18 protein-coding genes are annotated in these 19,642 nt (G+C 63.8%); 5 read left to right on the top strand and 13 right to left on the bottom strand.

From position 1 onward, the window contains the following. The first annotated feature begins 372 nt into the window (after nucleotides 1-372). Nucleotides 373-813 (top strand): baeRF12 domain-containing protein, encoded by a 441-nt coding sequence (locus ORS3428_RS21595; RefSeq protein WP_071100330.1) that lies wholly within the window; start codon nucleotides 373-375, stop codon nucleotides 811-813. A gap of 273 nt (nucleotides 814-1,086) precedes the next feature. Next, a complete protein-coding gene (gene ybaL / locus ORS3428_RS21590; protein WP_071100329.1) occupies nucleotides 1,087-2,886 on the top strand; it encodes a YbaL family putative K(+) efflux transporter in 1,800 nt (599 codons plus the stop codon). Between the two features lie 90 nt (nucleotides 2,887-2,976). Here ybaL and ORS3428_RS21585 read toward each other — a convergent pair whose 3' ends face one another. After that, nucleotides 2,977-3,783 (bottom strand): AraC family transcriptional regulator, encoded by an 807-nt coding sequence (locus ORS3428_RS21585; protein WP_071100328.1) that lies wholly within the window; start codon nucleotides 3,781-3,783, stop codon nucleotides 2,977-2,979. 220 nt (nucleotides 3,784-4,003) lie between these two features. Between ORS3428_RS21585 and ORS3428_RS21580 the strand changes: the two genes are divergently transcribed. Then, nucleotides 4,004-4,924 (top strand): zinc-binding dehydrogenase, encoded by a 921-nt coding sequence (locus tag ORS3428_RS21580; protein ID WP_071100327.1) that lies wholly within the window; start codon nucleotides 4,004-4,006, stop codon nucleotides 4,922-4,924. A gap of 6 nt (nucleotides 4,925-4,930) precedes the next feature. Here ORS3428_RS21580 and ORS3428_RS21575 read toward each other — a convergent pair whose 3' ends face one another. Further along, the gene (locus tag ORS3428_RS21575; protein WP_071100326.1) at nucleotides 4,931-5,680 is read right to left on the bottom strand and encodes an SDR family NAD(P)-dependent oxidoreductase; all 750 of its coding nucleotides are present in this window, start codon (nucleotides 5,678-5,680) and stop codon (nucleotides 4,931-4,933) included. Between the two features lie 65 nt (nucleotides 5,681-5,745). After that, entirely contained in the window at nucleotides 5,746-7,995 is a 2,250-nt protein-coding gene (locus tag ORS3428_RS21570) for a transglycosylase domain-containing protein (protein ID WP_071100325.1), read from the bottom strand. Between the two features lie 366 nt (nucleotides 7,996-8,361). Here ORS3428_RS21570 and ORS3428_RS21565 point away from each other — a divergent pair, with 366 nt between their 5' ends. Next, nucleotides 8,362-9,036, top strand: coding sequence for a protein-L-isoaspartate(D-aspartate) O-methyltransferase (locus ORS3428_RS21565; RefSeq protein WP_071100388.1), 675 nt, complete (start codon nucleotides 8,362-8,364; stop codon nucleotides 9,034-9,036). Nucleotides 9,037-9,126: 90 nt separating this feature from the next. On the opposite strand, the gene gloA2 is transcribed toward ORS3428_RS21565, so the two are convergent. The 10 genes from gloA2 to ORS3428_RS21525 all read right to left on the bottom strand — a co-directional run bounded on the left by gloA2 (nucleotide 9,127) and on the right by ORS3428_RS21525 (nucleotide 16,213). Then, nucleotides 9,127-9,636: an SMU1112c/YaeR family gloxylase I-like metalloprotein gene (gene gloA2 / locus ORS3428_RS31740; protein WP_083355247.1), complete on the bottom strand. Its 510-nt coding sequence runs from the start codon at nucleotides 9,634-9,636 to the stop codon at nucleotides 9,127-9,129. 57 nt (nucleotides 9,637-9,693) lie between these two features. After that, nucleotides 9,694-9,828: a hypothetical protein gene (locus ORS3428_RS34255; RefSeq protein WP_274534821.1), complete on the bottom strand. Its 135-nt coding sequence runs from the start codon at nucleotides 9,826-9,828 to the stop codon at nucleotides 9,694-9,696. A gap of 99 nt (nucleotides 9,829-9,927) precedes the next feature. After that, nucleotides 9,928-10,311, bottom strand: a complete 384-nt coding sequence (locus tag ORS3428_RS21560) for a hypothetical protein (RefSeq protein WP_071100324.1) — start codon at nucleotides 10,309-10,311, stop codon at nucleotides 9,928-9,930. A 192-nt stretch (nucleotides 10,312-10,503) separates the two neighbouring features. After that, nucleotides 10,504-11,505 carry a YncE family protein gene (locus tag ORS3428_RS21555; protein ID WP_071100323.1) on the bottom strand — a complete coding sequence of 334 codons (1,002 nt, stop codon included), beginning with the start codon at nucleotides 11,503-11,505 and terminating at the stop codon, nucleotides 10,504-10,506. Nucleotides 11,506-11,620: 115 nt separating this feature from the next. Beyond that, nucleotides 11,621-11,767, bottom strand: a complete 147-nt coding sequence (locus ORS3428_RS21550; protein ID WP_108723126.1) for a hypothetical protein — start codon at nucleotides 11,765-11,767, stop codon at nucleotides 11,621-11,623. 167 nt (nucleotides 11,768-11,934) lie between these two features. Beyond that, nucleotides 11,935-12,138: a hypothetical protein gene (locus ORS3428_RS21545; RefSeq protein WP_071100321.1), complete on the bottom strand. Its 204-nt coding sequence runs from the start codon at nucleotides 12,136-12,138 to the stop codon at nucleotides 11,935-11,937. A 51-nt stretch (nucleotides 12,139-12,189) separates the two neighbouring features. Beyond that, nucleotides 12,190-12,810 (bottom strand): ribonuclease D, encoded by a 621-nt coding sequence (locus tag ORS3428_RS21540; RefSeq protein ID WP_071100387.1) that lies wholly within the window; start codon nucleotides 12,808-12,810, stop codon nucleotides 12,190-12,192. Between the two features lie 129 nt (nucleotides 12,811-12,939). Continuing rightward, entirely contained in the window at nucleotides 12,940-14,331 is a 1,392-nt protein-coding gene (locus tag ORS3428_RS21535) for a M20/M25/M40 family metallo-hydrolase (RefSeq protein ID WP_071100320.1), read from the bottom strand. Between the two features lie 410 nt (nucleotides 14,332-14,741). Then, nucleotides 14,742-15,479, bottom strand: coding sequence for an SIS domain-containing protein (locus ORS3428_RS21530; protein WP_071100319.1), 738 nt, complete (start codon nucleotides 15,477-15,479; stop codon nucleotides 14,742-14,744). Continuing rightward, nucleotides 15,476-16,213 (bottom strand): GntR family transcriptional regulator, encoded by a 738-nt coding sequence (locus ORS3428_RS21525; RefSeq protein WP_071100318.1) that lies wholly within the window; start codon nucleotides 16,211-16,213, stop codon nucleotides 15,476-15,478. The genes ORS3428_RS21530 and ORS3428_RS21525 overlap by 4 nt, the downstream gene beginning before the upstream one ends. Before the next feature lie 343 nt (nucleotides 16,214-16,556). Between ORS3428_RS21525 and polA the strand changes: the two genes are divergently transcribed. After that, a complete protein-coding gene (gene polA / locus ORS3428_RS21520) occupies nucleotides 16,557-19,526 on the top strand; it encodes a DNA polymerase I (RefSeq protein ID WP_071100317.1) in 2,970 nt (989 codons plus the stop codon). The last annotated feature ends 116 nt before the right edge of the window (nucleotides 19,527-19,642 follow it).

Below are 19,642 nucleotides of genomic sequence, written 5' to 3'. Positions count from 1 at the left end.
GAAGGCAAGCACTCGCGCATCCCTTGATGGCAGGCAATCGCTTTTTCGCTACCGCAAAAGGCAGGAGAAAAAATTTCTATGCCGGAGCTTGGGGCGCCCGAACCCACGCCGGCGGCCCATTGATCCGGCGTAATTTTTGGCGCCRCCCGGCCAGGGCGGCAAAACAGTTTTTTCTAATTTCTACCAAGTTAGTAGATTAAAGCCATACCGCGCCGAGCGCTTACTTGATGCGCCGCGCAGGAAGGCGATCGAGCAGTCGTGGTCGGCTGGAACAATCGGGCTCGGCGGCACGTTTGGCTTGCGACTCGAGCATTGCCGACGGACCGCACTTCGAAGCCCCATTGACAGGCCGGAACCCAAAGGAGAAGCGCCATGATCATCACCCTGAAACGTGACCTTTGGGTCATCGTGGCAGACGGCGAAAAGGCTCTTTTCCTTCGCAACCAGGGAACGACCAAACGCCCGGACCTGCAAGTCATCCAGGAGATGGAGCAGGAGAACCCTGCCACCCGCGAGCAAGGCACGGACAAGCCGGGGCGATACAATAATGAGGGGCCCCGCAGCGCTATCGAGGAAACCGACTGGCACCGTATCGGCAAGGAAYGCTTTGCCGACAATATCGCGGAGCGGCTCTACAAGCTTGCCCACCAGGGTCAGTTCGACGAGGTCGTGCTGATTGCACCGCCCAGGGTGCTCRGTGAGATGCGACAGAAGCTGCACAAGGAAGTCTGCGACAAGGTGAAAGCGGAAATTCCAAAGACGCTGACCAACCACACCATCTTCGAAATCGAGAAGCTGCTCCAGGCTGCCTGAGCCGGACAGCGAAAGGTCATCGAGGCGATGCCGCGCGACCGAACGCGGCATACAACTGCGATTTTRCCCGTCCAGTGCCTTGCTCGACGGCCGATTTTCCGCGCCCTCCAACCATTTGTCTTTGCGCAATTCCGGATCRAAAGCCGTTACACTCTTTCCCCGGAATTGCGCTAACGGTTGCGTCAGCGTTGCGCTCTCCACCATATTGCGAAAGGCGACGGCTTTTTACGGCGCCTGTCCGACAGCATGATTTCGAAAGGCGCTCCATAGACAATGCCGCACGACACGCCCCTTATCGCCACCATCGTCGCCGGTCTGGGGCTTGCTTTCGTCTTCGGAGCGCTGGCCAACCGTTTCCGCATCCCGCCGCTCGTCGGCTATTTGGTGGCCGGCGTGCTGGTCGGGCCGAACACGCCTGGCTTCGTCGCCGACGCCAGCCTCGCCAATGAACTCGCCGAGATCGGCGTCATTCTCCTGATGTTCGGTGTCGGCCTGCATTTCTCGCTGAAGGACCTTTTGTCTGTCCGTGCGATTGCCGTGCCCGGCGCCGTCGTGCAGATCGGCTTTGCCACGCTGCTGGGCGTCGGGCTGGCCTGGCTGCTTGGCTGGTCCCTCGGCGCCGGCCTGGTCTTCGGCCTCGCACTGTCCGTCGCCTCGACCGTCGTGCTGCTGCGCGCCATGCAGGAGYGGCGGCTGATCGAGACCGAACGCGGACGCATCGCCGTCGGCTGGTTGATCGTCGAGGATCTGGCCATGGTGCTGGCGCTGGTGCTGCTGCCGGCGCTCGCCGGCGTGCTCGGCGGCCAGCCGCAGGCAGATGACCATTCGAGCCTCTTCTCGCTGCCCGCCGGCTACGGCATATGGGGCGTCGTCGGCGTAACCTTCGCCAAGGTCGCCGCCTTCGTCGTCGTCATGCTGGTCGTCGGCCGCAGGGTCATCCCCTGGATCCTCCACTATGTCGCGCATACCGGCTCGCGTGAGTTGTTCCGGCTTTCGGTGCTTGCCATCGCGCTCGGCGTCGCTTTCGGCGCGGCGAAGCTGTTTGGTGTCTCGCTGGCGCTCGGCGCCTTCTTCGCCGGCATGATCATGAGCGAATCCGAGCTCAGCCACCGCGCGGCTGAGGAATCGCTGCCGCTGCGCGATGCCTTTTCGGTGCTGTTCTTCGTCTCRGTCGGCATGCTGTTCGATCCGTTGAGCCTCATCAGCAACGGCCTGCCTATCCTTGCCACGCTCGCCATCATCCTCGTCGGCAAATCGCTTGCCGCCTTTGTCATCGTCATCGCCTTCCGCTATCCGATCGCCACGGCGCTGATGATCTCGGCGAGCCTCGCCCAGATCGGCGAATTCTCCTTCATCCTGGCCGAGCTCGGTGTCGGACTGAAGCTGCTGCCCGAGCAGGGCCGCGACCTGATTCTGGCCGGCGCGATCCTGTCGATCCTGCTCAACCCGCTGATGTTCCTCGTCGTCGACCGGATGAGGCCGTGGCTGGAGAAGCGCGCCGGCAAGGCCGCCGCGCCCGAGGACCCGAGCCCGATCGGCCCCGCGACGGAACCGGGTCAGGTGGCGTCTGTAGCGGCGGCTTCGGAGACGGAGGACGGCCCGCCGCCGCGCACCGCGCTTACCGGCCATTCCATCCTGATCGGCTATGGCCGCGTCGGCAGCCTCGTCGGCGCTGCGCTTAGAGAGGCCGCCCTGCCCTTCCTGGTCATCGAGGATGCCGACAAGACGCTGGCAAAGCTCAAGGCCGAGGGCATCGAAACCGTCGCCGGCAACGCCGCCAATGCGGAAGTCTTTTCAGCGGCYAATCCGGAGGGTGCGAAACGGCTGATCCTTGCCATCCCCAATGCCTTCGAGGCTGGACAGATCGTGCTTCGGGCCCGCGCAGCCAATCCCACGATAAGCGTCATTGCCCGCGCCCACTCCGATGCCGAGGTCGAGCATCTGAAGGGCCTCGGCGCCGATACCGTGATCATGGGCGAGCGCGAGATCGCGCGCGGCATCGTCGAGGTCGTGACCGCGAGGACCACCACTCCGGCTGAGCCCGCCTTGGAGGGCAAACCACAGCCTGCCTGATGCGGGTCCGGGGGCAAACGCACGCCGCCCAAAAGGGCGCAGCGATCTTGGAAAGACGATATGCATTTCAGCCCCACGCGCTCTAGCTGATCAAGCAACGAAGGCGGAACCGCTGCTTTGCGCGATACCGCTGAGGTATCTTGCCGGAGGCTTCCCCAGCGCCTTCTTGAACATGGTGATGAAGGCGGTGACGGATTCATAGCCGAGATCGCCCGAAACCTGCTGCACGCTGGCGCCGGAGGACAACTCCCGCAATGCGACGATCAAGTGCAGTTGCCGGCGCCAGCGCCCGAAGCTCAGGCCTGTCTCCTTCACAACCAGGCGTGCCAGGCTGCTCTCGCTCAGCGCGACATGCTCTGCCCATTCCGCCAGGGTGCGGCGGTCGGCAGGGTTTTCAGACAATGCGGTGGCAATCCGCCTCAAACGCGGCTCCGACGACATCGGCAGATGCAGTTGCTGGACGGGCATGCGCGGCAACTCTGTGAGCAGGACCTTGGTCAGCAGCGCGCCCCTCGGGTCGTCCTGCCCGTAGTCCGCCAATTCCACGATCACTTCTCGCAGCAGCGGCGAGATCGACAGCGTGCAGCACCGACCCGGCAGCTCGGCAGCGCCGGGCTCGATGTAGACGAAGAAGATGCGGGCATTGGCGGTTGCAATGTTGCTGTGTTCCAAATCGCCGGGAATCCACACCCCGCAATGCGGCGGCACCATCCAAAGGCCGCCAGGGACGCGGCAGGTGACGCCGCCGCCCAGGGCGAAGACGAGCTGGCCTTTGYGATGCCAATGGTCCGGCACCTCCGCCCGGGTCTCGGTAACATCGACGCGCACGGCAATTGCCGGCGCATCGACTTGATCGACATCGAAATCGGGCCAGGGCCAGCGAAGAGGCTGTCTCATAATTGACGGCYTTTAGCGATTATATGCCATAATAGCTAAATTCTTCAAACGGGGAAGTCGAATAGGTTCCGTTTGCGCGTGGCAGGAACAGTTGATCGTGTTGACGCCGCGCGCCCCATCGTCGGCACGGCCGTGATCTGATGGGTGCTTCGAGTGGGCCAGCCTGCCATGCTCTCCAGGCGGCAGCTGACCCCACAAACCGGCAAGAAGGTACGCCCCCATGCTCGCCCTCGTCACGTCCCCCGACAGCGCCACCGGCCTCAGGCTCGCCGAGTTCGAGGACCCTCAACCCGTCGCGAACGAGGCCCTTGTCTCGGTCCACGCAACCTCGCTGAACCGCGGCGAGCTGCGCCTGCTCGCCATCCGTCCGAACGGCTTCATACCCGGGCAGGACATCGTTGGGATTGTCGAACGGGCGGCAGCCGACGGCTCCGGGCCAGCAGCGGGCACCAGGGTTGCGGCTCTGGTCGACCAGTCCGGCTGGGCCGAACGTGTCGCCGTCTCAACCGACCGTCTCGCCGTCCTGCCGGACGGCATCGGGTTCGAGTCGGCAGCCACGCTTCCGGTGGCCGGCACGACAGCGCTGAGGACTTTGCGTTATGGCGGCGACCTGGCCGGCCAGCAGGTCCTGATCACCGGCGCAAGCGGTGCGGTCGGTCGTTTCCAGATCCAGATCGCCCGCAAGCAAGGCGCTTTGATCACTGCGATAGCCTCGGCCAGGCACCACGATGATCTGCGCCGTCTGGGAGCCCAGCATGCCGCTGAGTCCATCGAAATGGCCGAGGGGGAGTTTTCCTTGATCACCGAGTCGGTCGGCGGCAAAAGCCTGGCGCACGCGATCGAACGCGTCGCGCCCGGCGGGACTGTCGTCATGTTCGGTTCGAGCAGCGGCGAGCTCACACCGGTCGGGTTCCGTCAGTTCGTTCCAGGTCACGAAGGYGCGAGGCTGCAGACGTTCGCCTATTACACGTCCGGTTCAGCCATTGGCACCGACATCGCCTCGCTGCTTGGCCTGGTCGCGGCCGGYCGGCTGGAGACCCGCGTGGCCTTGACCGTGCCGTGGACCGAGATCGGCCAAGCCTTGGACGCGTTGCGACAGCGCCGCATCAGCGGCAAGGCCGTTCTCACAATGACCGGATGAACCGGCTCAAACGTGCTGGCCGCCGTTGATATGGATTTCGGAGCCGGTCACGTAGGACGCCTGCGAGGTGCACAGGAAGAAGATGATGTCGGCCACTTCCGACGTGGCGCCGAGGCGCCGCATGGGGATCGTCTCGACGATCTTGTCGGTGCCGGGCGAAAGGATCGAGGTGTCGATCTCGCCGGGCGCGATCGCATTGACGCGGATGCCGTGCGGCCCGAAATCATGCGCCATCTCGCGCGTCAGCGAGCCGAGCGCGGCCTTCGACGTCGCATAGGCCGTGCCGGCGAAAGGGTGCACCCTGGTGCCGGCGATCGAGGTGACGTTGACGATCGAGCCCTTGGCCGCTGCCAGCTCCTTGAATAGGCCTCTCGCCAGCATGATCGGCGCGAAGAAATTGACCTGGAACACATCGCGCCAGACATGCATCGGTGTGTCGATCGAGTTCATCCGGCCGCCGTCCTTGAGCTTCGGMGAGATGCCGGCATTGTTGACCAGCGCATGCAGCTGTCCGCCATGCGCCTCCAGCCGATGACGGATTTCCGAGATGGCGATGCCGACATCTTCCTGGTCGGCGAGATCGACCTTGATGTGGTCCTCGGGGCCGGCCGGCCAGGGACAGTCCTCGGCAAAGGCCTGTCGCGAGCAGGTGATCACGCGCCAGCCTTCGCGCGAGAAGCGTTTGACGGTGGCATGGCCGATGCCGCGGCTGGCGCCGGTGAGCACGATGGTTTTTCTGGTGTCGGTTTCGGCCATGGCTTGATCTCCGCCCGGACATGTAGCCGAAGGCGCCAGCCATTGCGAGAGGCGAAGTTGCCGCTCTAACCCCCGCTGAGTATGTCGAGGATCGAAGTCCGTCGCTTTTTTGTCGGGCCGCCGACATCGCCGGGCGGCACTGGATGCTTGATCGACCCGGTCGCACGACCATCGCTCGGCATGTCGAAGCCGCCGGCATCGACGGTTTCGGCTGGCCGCGCGGACCGCGCRGGCGCCTGGGCGACAGGCGTCGACTGGCCGACTGCCGCGGGCGGTGTCGGCGGCTGCGAAGCATCCGCTGACGGGATCTCGTCCGGCACGACGGTATCGGACGGCGTCGACTTCCACGTGCCGGGCAGCGGCCTGACCGGCACACCCTCATGCGCCGCCACCATGAACTCGTGCCAGGCCTGCGCCGGCAAGGCGCCGCCCGTCACCTTCTTCATCGGACTGCCATCGTCATTGCCGAACCACACCCCTGTGGTGAGGTTGGCGGTGTAGCCGACGAACCAGGCGTCGCGCGAATTCTGGCTAGTGCCGGTTTTGCCGGCCGAGGGCCAGTTAAAGGCCGCCTTCTTGGCGGTGCCGACCTCGACCGTGCCCGTCATCATCGAGTTCATCATGCCGACGATGTCGGCCTTGATGACGCGCGGCGCGCCGCCGCCATTGTTCTCGTAGAGCACCTTGCCGCCGGCCGTGGTGATGCGCTGGATGAAATGGATGTCCGGCTTGTAGCCGCCATTGGCGAAAGGCACATAGGCGGCGGTCAGTTCCAGCGGTGTCACTTCCGAAGTGCCGAGCGCGATCGATGTGTTCGATTGCAGGTCAGACTGGATGCCCATGCGGTGCGCCGCCTCGACAACCGCGTCGGGCCCGACCTCCATGGTGAGCTGCGCCGCCACCGAGTTCAGCGACTTGGCCAGTGCTGTCGCCAGCGTCACCCTGCCATAATACTTGCCGCCGTAATTGTCGGGCGTCCACTTGCCTATTCTGATCGGCGCGTCGTTGCGCACGCTGTCCGGCGTGCGGCCGGCCTCGAGCGCCGCCATATAGACGAACGGCTTGAAGGCCGAGCCCGGCTGGCGGCGCGCTTCCGAAGCGCGGTCGAACTGGCTGGTCGAATAATCATAGCCGCCGACCATGGCCCGCACGGCGCCGGAATCGTCGATCGACACCAGCACGCCCTGGGTGACGTTGAGCTTCTTGCCGTTCTCGTCGATCAGCCGGCGGATCGACTGTTCGGCAAGCTTCTGCAGCGTGAGGTCCACGGTGGTATCGATGACGATGTCGCCACGGACATCGCCGATCAGGTCCGGAAGCTCTTCCATCACCGTATCGGCGACATAGTTCTCCGAGCCGGTCCAGTAGGACGGCGCGCGCGTCGCCGGCGCGCTCAGCGCCACCTTGTATTCCTTGTCGCTGATCTTGCCTTCCTCGCGCATGGCGGCGAGCACGAGCTGCGCGCGCTCTTCCGCGGCCTTCGGATCGCGCGCCGGCGAGAGCCGCGACGGCGCCTTCAGCAGGCCTGCCAGAAGCGCTGCCTCGGAAAGCGTGACGTCGCGCGCGCTCTTGCCGAAATAGCGCCGCGAAGCGGCTTCCACGCCATAGGCGCCGGACCCGAAATAGACCCGGTTGAGGTACATTTCGAGGATCTGGTCCTTGCTGTGCTTGTGCTCCAGCCACAGCGCGAGCAGCACCTCCTGCACCTTGCGTTCTAGCGTCCGGTCCGGCGTCAGGAACAGGTTCTTGGCCAGCTGCTGCGTCAGCGTCGAGCCGCCCTGCGAGAAATGGCGGCCGAGCAGGTTGGTGACCATGGCGCGCGTCAGCCCGATCGGGTCAATGCCGAAATGCGAATAGAAGCGGCGGTCCTCGATGGCCACCACGGCCTCGGGGATGTAGGGCGACATTTCGTGCAGGCCGACGGCCTCGCCGCCGCTCATGCCGCGATTGGCGATCAGGCCGCCGTCGACCGAGACGATCTTGATGTTGGGCGCGCGGTCCGGGATCGCCCATGTGGTGGCCGCCGGCATCTTGGCGCCGTAATAGACGACGATGCCGGCCACCGCGATGCCGCCCCAGATGCAGAACACGAAGCACCAGTAGAGCAGCCTGCCGAAAATGGAAAACAGACCGCGCCGGTTGCCGTCGCGGCCACGACCGCGCGATTTAGCCTTGGCGGATTTTCGTTTTGCGGCGGACTTGCGGTTGCCAGGCACGACGCGATCCTCCTCGCTGACCGAAAAGCCGTCGGAGGATTTCGCGCGCGGCGAGCCCTCGAAGCTCGGTTCGATGCGACTGTCCCTGCGGTTCGCCATGCGCTGTGCTTGTCTGCCCCCGGTGCCGATGGCGCTCGGGTTGCAGAGTAGATGCGGYGGTTTAAAGGCGCGTTAAATTGATGGCCGGCCAGCCGTTTGAAATTCCTTGCGAATTTCTTAATCTGTTACCGCACTATCCGCAGCCATTACTGCCCTGCTCACGGCGCTTGAGCCGATCCTGGGCGAAGTGATCGAYGGCTTCCGAAACGATCATTGGGCCGATGCGTTTAACCAGCTAGTGCATCGCGAAACCAGCGCATACGCATCAATGGGCAATGCCCAGCGCATCGGCCTTGTCGTTACTGTGACGAGACGAACAGGATATAAAGCCATTTGGCAGCAATGGTCGAGGAAAGCCTCACCGTCATGAAACCGATGAACGAAGAGCATCTTGCGATTCTACGCAGGCACATGGTCGAGATGATTGCGATCCATGCCGACCTTGCAAGCGAAGAACTCGGCAAGGCAACGCTCGATGAGCGGGTGATGACATCGATGYGGCGGGTCCCGCGACATCTTTTCGTGCCAGCTGCGGTCGCGCCTTATGCCTACCAGGATATGCCGTTGCCGATCGGCTTCGATAAAACCGTGTCGCAGCCCTTCATCGTCGCTCTGATGACCGATCTCCTTGCTCCCCAACCGCACGAAACGGTGCTCGAGATCGGGACTGGCCTTGGCTACCAATCCGCGATCCTCGCGGAACTCGCTGGACAAATTTGGAGCGTCGAAATCATCGAGGAATTCGCAACCCATGCCGAGGCTCTGCTGCAGGGCCTTGGCTTCTCGAATGTCGCCATTCGGGTCGGAGACGGGTCTCGCGGCTGGCCCGAGCACGCCCCATTCGATAAGATCCTGGTTAGCGTGGCGGCTGAGCGGACGCCGCCGGCATTGTTGAATCAGCTCAAGCCAGGGGGACGCCTTGTTCTGCCTTTGGCGTCTGAAGAAGCACAGTTTCTGACTATCATCGACAAGGATGCTGCTGGGCAGCTCGAGACACGGAAAATCATCCCGGTTCGGTTCAGCCAGCTTGAAACCATCTAACGAGGTGCGCACAACTGGCGCGGCTTCGTATTCCAGCCGCCGGCCGGATGCCGGCAGTTCCACACTTTTCTCGTTGTAAATCTCCGACTGTCAAACTCGGTCCTCGTAGAACTCAATGGGGAGACCGTCGGGGTCTGCCACGAAAGTAAACGAACGTCCTGTGTGAGGGTCTATGCGAATAGGCTCAACTTCCACGCCTCGTGCCCGAAGCAACCGGGCTGTCGCCTCTACTGAGTCCACCGAGAATGCTACGTGTCGTAGTCCGCATGCCTCAGGCCTGGTCGGCCGGCTGGGTGGCTTGGGAAAACTGAACAATTCGATCTGGACAGGACCATGCCGCAGGTCGCACTTCCAAGATTGCTTTTCGGCGCGCCAATTTTCGTCGACGATGACGAAGTCGAGTTTATTGTAGAACTGCTTCGACAGCTCGTAGTCACTGCAGATGATCGCAATATGAAGGATTCCTAGTAGCAACGAACTAACCCCAGATGAGCATGAACAAGCCTGACGCCGCAGATAATAGCRGGCTTGAATCAAAGAGAAGGACTGCCACCCAAGTGAGTGGCCCGATCGAGCTTGTTCCGGGGCGGTTTCATGCATCGCGATCCAGAACTGCGGTCAGTTGGGGAATGTTGCGACGCCTAGAGTAAGTCGGGTTTACGCTTCCCGCTCGGTAAGGCATGTTAGGTGGGAAAAATCGAAGCGATTGAATATCAAATGCTCAGCGATCGCCCGATCCGGCAGGTTCCACAGAGCGGAGCACTCGGCTGTCGCGCCGATCAGCTTGGGCATGACGCTTTTCGTTGACCCTCAAGGAGCGCGGCCGGCATAAGGATCCGACCGCGCTCCTTGCCGGACTGCGTCCGGCAGGCAAGTCAGCTGTGCCTCACACTAGTCGAGCACTGCACGGACCGACAGCGCCGCTCTCGATGCCTGCATGACGTCGCCGACGTGGCAGTAGCAGACGATCTCGTGCAGCTGATGATCGGTCAGTTCGAAGAAGCGCTTTGCTTCGCCGTAGGTGTCGTCCTTCAAACCTTCGTCACGCAAAACCGAATCTGCCAGGGCGACGGATATCGGCGAGCCGTCCCCTCGCATGACATTGCGTTCCGCCGGGGCACGGTATTCGGTGCCGGTGAGCGCGGTCAGGAGCCGGCCGGGCTCACGCTCGAGGAGCTCCGCCCAACGTGCGAGGCGCTGGGTTCGGCTCATGACGGGCTTGGCGGTTTTGACCTCGGCAACAGCGTGCAGCTGGTCCAGTGTTTGGTGCCTCATGGCAACCTCCTAGTGGCTAGGTTGGTTGGCCCCAAACTCCCTATCCGATCATGATACCGCCGAACCGCCCGGACGTCACGCTTCTTTGCTGCCCCACTCCCGCAAGATTGATGAGAGCTGCCCGGCGGCCTCGCCAGTCCTCCACTCCGTTCCGCAGAACACAGCCGCGAAAATCAGACGGCTGTCCTGGGGTCAAGAAACGCTGCGCTCGAGCTCTGCAGCCCTTCGACCGATGATCGATGACAGGCAGTGGAAAGCAAGCGGCTGCTCCTGGCAGGTCACCGCGACGACGCTGTTCGACCTATCGATGTCGAGACCCTTCGGGCCGCCCTCCTCGACATTGGCCCTGCCTCGCAGGAAAGTCTCGTCATCCAGCACGGCAACCGAACGCGACGGCGTGCGGCGTCCCTTCCAGCCCCCGCCGCTGGCGTAGACGTGGACCATTGGGCTGCCCGCATCGGCGACGAGGATATGGYGGCCGTCCTGTGTGAAGCGCAGGCCGTGCGGGTAGTTGGCGTTCTCCAGGACACCGGTTGGTTGGGTCTCGGGGCCGAGCGGCGACGACATGTCGTAAATCTTCACGTCGTTGGTGYCGTGGCTGCTGACGGCGACCCATTGCCCATCATGGCTGACAGCAAGGCCGTCCGGGATATTGAGGCCTCGCTGCAGAAGAACCTGGTTCCGCAGGGCGCGGTACCCCCATCGCCGGCGAACCACGTGGCGGGTCACCCGGTGCGTGTAATTATTGCAGACCAGCAGGCTGAACCGGTCTTGCGACTCGTGCCTGACTGCGACCGAGCCGGGCGTTCTCAACTTGCAAAGCGGGCTGCCCTTGATCAGCCGGCGCGGCGCGATTTCTCGCCCGCGCCCTGCCATCTCGCCTTGCGGCAGGGCGAATATCGCAACCAGCCCATCGCGATTGGCAACCACGAAGGTCCGGTCGTCGATGAAGTCGATGCCATGGATCGCACCCATGCTGTTCGATCTGAGCTCCATGAAATCGCGAATGGCGATCCTGGGCATATCGACCGTCGGTTCGATTTCGAGTTTCAGGATCAGGCATCGCTTGCGTCCATATCCGGCTACGGCCAACCGCCGGTTGTCAGGCGAAAAGCGCAGGTCTTCCGTCCGTCCGATCGCGCCGAGCGCATCGGTGACGGCGTCGGTCGCCTCGAAATCGATCCGGGGAACCATCTGGCCTGACCTGAAATAAGTAAAAACCCCCGCTGCCGCCCGGGTGGGCGGAGCCGAATGAAATAAGCGTTAACCGTAGCAGGCGGTCAAGCCCCGCGACGCAGACGCCACTGAATCAGTTCTGTTGGATCGAGATGCCCTTATCGTCGATCTTGAGCTCGACCCCCTTCGGCCTGGTCTGCTCGCGATAGATGTAGWCACCAAGCGCAATGACCACGACGACCAATGCGCCRATAATGAGATAGAGCGTGTTCTGTCTCACCGTGCCCCCTTGTTGCGCCGGATTATTGCGCCGATTTTCAACCCGCATCAGAACGGATCACCAGATCAATTTCAGGAAATGTCCGTATCGGTTTTCCGTCCGGAATTGCGTTAAAGTAAGCGGCAAGAGCAGTTCAGCTCTACCAAACGCTGACCTGCTTCCTCCCGTCACTGGTCGTCGTCATCGCGAGATGYCGGCCGCCAGCTCGTCGGATCGACCTTCTTCTGCGTGTTGCTGTCGGTATAGACCCACCAACCGCCGTCACGATATTGGCCGACGGATTCGTTGACCACGCCGTCGCTATCCTTCCATATCACGGTCACCTTCGAGCCGTCCTTCGGCGCCGTCCCGATCGGTTTGCGCTCTGCCATTTCACTCCCTCCATGGACCGGCAGGAACGTCTCGCGACGCGCCGGGTTCCGTCAGCTATGCGCGAAGATATCTTCCTCCTCCCAGCCCATCAGGTCGAGCTTGGCGCGCGTCGGCAGGAAGCGGAAGCAGGCGTCGGCTTCCTTGGTGCGTCCCTCGCGCGCCAGCCGCATGGCCAGCACCTCGCGCAGCCGGTGCAGGTAGAGCACGTCGGAGGCGGCATATTCGAGCTGCTCGGGCGAGAGTGTCTCCGCTGCCCAGTCTGACGACTGCTGCGCCTTGGAAAGGCCGATGCCGAGCAATTCGCTGCAGATATCCTTCAAACCGTGGCGATCGGTGTAGGTGCGGGTCAGTCGCGAGGCGATCTTGGTGCAGAACACCGGATCGGCCATCACGCCGAAGGTGTGGTAGAGCACGGCGATGTCGAAGCGACCGTAGTGGAACAGCTTGGYGATGGCGCGGTTCCTGAGCAGGGTGACGAGGTTCGGCGCCTTCTTCTGCCCCGGCGCGATCTGGATGACGTCGGCGCTGCCGTCGCCGGGAGAAATCTGCACCACGCAAAGCCGGTCGCGATGCGGGTTGAGGCCCAGCGTCTCCGTGTCGATGGCCACGGCCCCGACATTGTAGCGGGACAGGTCCGGCAGATCGTTCTTGTGGAAACGGATGTCGGTCATTCTTTTCTCCGGATCGCGGCCTGCAGCGCGGCGCATCCTTGGGGATGCGCAAAGGACGCGGCAGCACTTTGCGCTAGATAGCCCGTCTCCTCGCCGCGATCCGGAGAAAAATCAACAGAAACTTGATTTTCACGCTCCGCGCGTCAGCGCATCGAGAATGCGCGCCCAGGAGCGCTGCCCTTTGTGGAAGGAGGTGAGCTCGTATTTTTCGTTAGGCGAATGGATGCGGTCGTCATCGAGGCCGAAGCCGACCAGCAGCGATTCCATGCCGAGATAGGTCTGGAAGTCGCCGACCACGGGAATGGAGCCGCCGCCGCCGGTCGTGACCGCCTGCGTCTCCCATTCGTCGGACAGCGCATCCTTGGCCTTGGCCAGGAAGGGCGAGTCGTACGAGAGCTGGATCGCCGGCGAGCCGCCATGCGGATGGAACTCGACCGAGCAGTCGCCCGGGATGCGCTCGCGCACGAAAGCCTGGAAGGCGGCGCGGATCTTTTTCGGATCCTGCTTGTGGACGAGGCGGAACGACATTTTCGCCGAGGCTTCCGCCGCGATCACCGTCTTGAAACCCTTGCCGGTATAGCCGCCGATGATGCCGTTGAATTCGGCCGTCGRCCGCGCCCAGGTCAGCTCGAGCACGGAGCGGCCCTTTTCGCCGGCGGGAATGGAAAGCCCGATCGGTCCGAGGAAGGTCTCGGCGGTTTCGCCGAGGCCCTCCCAGGACTTCAGCACCTGCGACGGCGTCTCCTCGACCCCGTCGTAGAAACCCGGAATGGTGACCCGGCCGTCCTTGTCATGGATATCGGCAAGGATCCTGGCCAGGATCCGGATCGGATTGGCGGCCGGACCGCCATAGAGCCCRGAATGCAGGTCGCGGTTGGCAGCCTTCACGGTGACTTCCTCGCCGACCATGCCGCGCAGCGACACACAGATCGAGGGCGTCTCGCGGTCCCACATGCTGGTGTCGCAGACCAGCGCGAAATCCGCTTTGAGCTCGGCGGCGTTCGCCTCGAGGAACGGCTTCAGCGACGGCGAGCCGGATTCCTCCTCGCCTTCGAACAGGATGGTGATGCGGCAGGGCAGATTGCCGTGCACCTGCTTCCAGGCGCGGCACGCTTCGACGAATGTCATCAGCTGCCCCTTGTCGTCGGCCGAGCCGCGCCCGGTGATCACCTTGCGTCCGGGCTCGATCTCCTTGATTGACGGCGCGAACGGATCGCTCTGCCAAAGCTCGATCGGATCGACCGGCTGCACGTCGTAATGGCCGTAGAACAGGACATGCGGCGCCCCGACGGGCCCTTCGTGATGYGCCACCACCATCGGATGTCCGGGCGTGTCGCGCACGCTGGCRTCGAAGCCGATCTGCCTGAGCTCTGYGACCAGCCAGTCCGCGGCCTTGCGGCAGTCGGCGGCAAAGGCCGGGTCGGTGGAGATCGACCTGATGCCGAGCAGGCCGAAAAGCCGTTCCAGGCTCTGGTCGAGATTCTGGTCGAGACGATCGAGGACGGGGGAGATTCTGGACATGCTGCGGCCTTTCGATTTTTGCGCCGACCCTAAAGACCCAGACCAAAAACGGAAAGTCGCGATCGTTGGACCAAGCCGATCGAAAGGCAAAAAAGAACCGCCGTGGTGGAGGGGGAACCACGGCGGTCTTACTGAAACGTTGCGGCAGCCCGGAGAGGGGGGATAGGCTGCCGCAGTTTGCCCGGGATAGGCGGGGGACGGGCCTTACACCGGACTTCGGCGAAAACTGCCGATGAGAACTATTTGGGTCTGTGAACGTGGCGATTCAAGGGCACGAAAATTACACTTTTGTAACATAGCCGTGAGCAGCCCGATCGCGCAGGCCGGAAGCCTGGCAAAGCCATGGGAATCTCGACAGCTTACGGGCATCGCCCAGATAAGGCCGCCCTCCGGCCTCTGGCCGGTCTTCCTCAAAGATGGCGATTGCGCTTGCGGTAGCGGGCGACCAGCCCTTCGTTGACCTCCTTGGCGCCAGGCATGTTGGCGCTGAGGTAGACCGGAGCGTCGGCGCCCGAGGCCTGCAGGCGCACGGCGACCTCGGCGAAGACGGCGTTCATCAGCGCCGCGCCGATGGAGGTCGAGATCGGTCCGACGCGCAGCTCGCTGCYGGGCACGCTCATGATGGCGTCGCCGGGAGGCGCGCCGTTGTCGAGCACGATATCGGCGACGTCAGCCAGGCGGGTGCGGCCCCGCGCGGCCTGGCGCGAATAATCCTGCGACGTGATGGCGATGACGGTGGCGCCGCGCTGCTTGCCAAGCTGCGCCGCCTCCACGGTCGCCGCGTTGACGCCGCTGTTCGAGACGACGATCAGGACGTCGTTGGCACCCATCGGATAGTGCTCGAAGACYGGCACGATCACGCCGGACATGCGCTCGAAGGCGGTGCTGGCCACCGCGCCTTCGTGYACCATCAGCGGCGTGGACAGGATCGGCACGGTGAACGCGAGGCCGCCGGCACGGTAGTGTGCCTCCTCGGCCATAGTGTGGCTGTGGCCAGTGCCGAAGATGTAGACAAGGCCATCGGCTCGCGCCGTGCGCTCGACCGCGTCGGYGGCGGCCGCGATCGCCCCGCCGTTCTCTTCGATCAGCCGGCCGATGCGTGTCGTCAGCTCCGCCAGATAGGCGGCGGCGGTGGGTGTCGTGCTCATGCGTCCTTTCCAAGTGTCAGGTTGGCCCGCATCACGAAGCAATCACCGCGATAGATCGAGCGGACATACTCAAGCGGCCGTCGCGTCGCATCGAGCGTGCGACGGGTAAGGATAAGAACCGGGCTCTGCTGGGAGATGCCGAGCGCGGCGGCGCTCGCAGCGTCGGGATGGGCGGAGCGAAGCCACTGTTCCGCGAATGTCGGATAGAGGTGATAGATGTCGCGCAGGACGCGATAAAGAGATGCCGTGCGGAAGTCGGCGCGGTCGAGCAGGCCCGGCGCCAGTTCCAGCGGTATCTCGGTCTTTTCGATGCCGACCGGCTCGGTATCCGCCATGCGCACGCGCACCAGCCGGTGCACGGCCGCGCCTTCCGCCATGCCCAGAGCGGCGGCCGTCTCCGGGTCGGGCACGCCGATACCCGCGTCCAGGACGATGCTCGAAGCGCTGCGGCCGCCGCGCTGCATTTCCTCGGTGAATCCGGCCAGCGTGCTGAGCTGTTGTTCGATCTGGACATGGGCGACGAATGCGCCGCGTCCGACACGCGTCTCAACCAGCCCTCGCCGCTCCAACAGCTTGAGCGCCTGCCGCGCCGTCATGCGGCTGGCGCCCAACTTCTCGGCCATCTGGCGCTCCGAGGGCAGCCGCTCGCCGGCCTTCAGTGCGCCGGAGKCGATCCGCACCGCGAAGTCGTTGGCGATGCGCTGGTAGAGTGGCTGGCCGGCGATGTGGTCCATCGATGGTATATACCTTATCTACTCGTGGTATGTACCATGTGCCGCTGGGCTGTTAAAGCGGCAAGCGGACCAATATTTTTTGCGATGCCCACAGCCCACGGTAGGCGGCGAATGCTCGATCCCATTGCGGAGCGAGCGTCCGGTCCGTCTCGTGGCCGCGCTGGATGGCGCGGGTCGATACGGACGCGTTGCGGATTGCCCGAACTGTTCCCGGCGCACCGCCATGTGCCGCCGGACGACCCGGTTCTCGCGAGTCCTGCGGATGTCAGGGACTTGCCGTAGTCAGTGAAGACCACAGCCTTTGGCATGGACCGCGGCGCGTCGCCGCGCTATCCCTGCCCGCATGAAAAAAGGCGATCATCTCTTTCTTGTCGACGGCTCCGGCTACATTTTCCGCGCCTACCACGCGCTGCCGCCGCTCAACCGCAAATCCGACGGCCTGCYGACCAGTGCGGTGCTCGGTTTCTRCAACATGGTGTGGAAGCTGATGCAGGACGCCCGCAACACCAGTGTGGGCATTGCGCCGACGCATTTCGCCGTCATCTTCGACTATTCGTCGAAAACCTTCCGCAGCGATCTCTATCCCGAATACAAGGCCAACCGATCGGCGCCGCCGGAGGACCTCATCCCGCAATTCGGCCTGATCCGCCAGGCGACCGTGGCGTTCAACCTGCCCTGCATCGAGATGGAGGGTTTCGAGGCCGACGACATCATCGCCAGCTATTCCCGGCTGGCCTGCGAGGCAGGCGCCGACACCACCATCGTCTCCTCCRACAAGGACCTGATGCAGCTGGTCGGCGCGACGGTTCGCATGTACGACCCGATGAAGGATCGCCGGATCAGCATCCCGGAGGTGATCGAGAAATGGGGCGTGCCGCCGGAAAAGATGATCGACCTGCAGGCGCTGACCGGCGATTCGGTCGACAACGTGCCCGGCGTGCCCGGCATCGGCCCGAAGACCGCGGCACAGCTTCTGGAGCAGTTCGGCGACCTGGACGGGCTGCTCGCGCGCGCCTCCGAGATCAAACAGGAGAAGCGGCGCGAAGCCATCATCGCCAATGCCGACAAGGCGCGCATCTCGCGTGAGCTCGTGACGTTGAAGAACGACGTGCCGCTGAAGGAAGGGCTGGACGATCTCATCCTTCATGCGCCGGACGGGCCGAAGCTGATCGGCTTCCTGAAGACGATGGAATTCACCACGCTGACGCGCCGCGTCGCGGAGGCGACCGGGACCGAGATCGGTGACGTCCCGGCCGCGCCGGTCACCATCGAGCGCGCCGATACCGCGCACGGCCCCGATGTCGGCGCAGGCGCGCCTCCGGTCGCGAGGCCCGCCGCAGCCGCTGCCGGCGACACCGCAAAGCCTGCTCAGCCGCCCGTCAGGGCGGAAGACGCTCCRCCGCAGGGCGACACCCCTTCCCTGCTTTCGGCGCTGCGACTGGAACAGGCGGCGGCGCGCAAGATCGATCCCTCGGCCTATGCAGCCATTCGCGATGCGRCCGCGCTGAAAGCGTGGATCGCCGAGGTGAACGAAGCCGGCATCCTTGCCCTCGAGGCGGAGACCACATCGTCCGACGCGATGCAGGCAGAACTGATCGGCCTCTCCATGGCGATCGCGCCGGGCCGCGCCGTCTATTTGCCGCTCGCCCACAGAAACGGCAACGGCGACCTGCTTRGCGGCGGCCTGCTGGCGGATCAGGTCCCTGTCCGCGAAGCGCTGGCGCTGCTCAAGCCACTGCTGGAGGACCGGTCTGTTCTCAAGATCGTGYAGGATATGAAGTACGACATCGTCGTCATGAGCCGGCACGGCATCGAGGTCGGGCCCTTCGACGATACGATGCTGATTTCCTATGTGCTCGATGCCGGCACCTCCGGCGGCCACGACCTCGCCTCGCTCTCGGAAAAATGGCTGGGCCATGCCCCGGCTACGAAGAAGGAGCTTGCGGGTTCCGGAAAGAGCGCCGTCGGCTTCGATCAGGTCGATATCGAGCGGGCGACCGCCTATGCCGGCGAGCAGGCCGACCTGGCGCTGCGGCTCTGGCAGTTGCTGAAACCCCGGCTCGCCGCCAAGGGCCTCGTTTCCGTCTATGAGCGGCTGGAGCGGCCGCTGGTGCCCGTGCTCGCCCGCATGGAACAGCGCGGCATCTCCGTCGACCGCCAGATCCTGTCCAGGCTGTCGGGCGAGCTGGCGCAAGGCGCCGCCCGCGTCGAGGAAGAGATCTACGGGATCGTCGGCGAGCGCATCAACATCGGCTCGCCGAAACAGCTCGGCGACATATTGTTCGGCAGGATGGGCCTGCCAGGTGGGTCGAAGACCAGGACCGGCCAGTGGTCGACCACGGCGCAGCTGCTGGAGGACCTTGYCGCCGAAGGCCACGAGCTCCCGCGCAAGATCGTCGACTGGCGCCAGCTCACCAAGCTGAAATCGACCTATACCGACGCGTTGCCAGGCTTCATCAACCCGGGCACCAATCGCGTCCATACCTCATACGCGCTGGCTTCGACCACAACAGGGCGCCTGTCGTCTTCCGATCCCAACCTGCAGAACATCCCGGTGCGCACCGCCGAAGGCCGCAAGATCAGGACCGCCTTCATCGCCGAGAAGGGCCACAAGCTGGTCTCGGCCGACTACAGCCAGATCGAGCTGCGCGTGCTGGCCCATGTCGCCGAGATCCCGCAGCTCAAGCAGGCTTTCGCCGACGGTGCCGACATCCACGCCATCACCGCGTCGGAGATGTTCAACGTGCCGGTGGAAGGCATGCCGTCGGAGGTGCGGCGGCGCGCCAAGGCGATCAATTTCGGCATCATCTACGGCATCTCGGCCTTCGGCCTCGCCAACCAGCTGTCGATCCCTCGCGAGGAGGCAAGCGCCTATATCAAGCGCTATTTCGAGCGCTTCCCGGGCATCCGCGACTACATCGAGGAAACCAAGGCCTATGCGCGCGAGCACGRCTTCGTCGAGACCATCTTCGGCCGCCGCATCCACTATCCGGAGATAAGGTCCTCCAACCCCTCGATCCGCGCCTTCAACGAGCGCGCCTCGATCAATGCGAGGCTCCAGGGCACCGCCGCCGACATCATCCGCCGCGCCATGGTGCATATGGAAGAAGCGCTGGAGAAGGCRAAACTGTCGGCCCGCATGCTGTTGCAGGTGCATGACGAGCTGATCTTCGAGACGGTGGAAGCGGAGGTCGAGGCGACGATCCCCGTCGTGCGCCRGGTGATGGAGAACGCGCCCATGCCGGCGGTCTCGATGTCGGTGCCGCTGCATGTCGACGCACGCGCCGCAGATAACTGGGACGAGGCGCATTGACCTTCGGCGGACGTCGACACCCGCAATGCGTCGAGATCCTTCGCGCCCCCTCTGTCCCGCCGGCTTAAGGGGTTTCGTGCAGCGCGGTGCTAGACTATTTCACGTTTTGACGGAAG

This window comes from Mesorhizobium sp. ORS 3428 (genome assembly GCF_001854785.1).
Lineage (GTDB): Bacteria > Pseudomonadota > Alphaproteobacteria > Rhizobiales > Rhizobiaceae > Mesorhizobium.
This window is presented reverse-complemented; position numbering and strand designations above follow the sequence as displayed.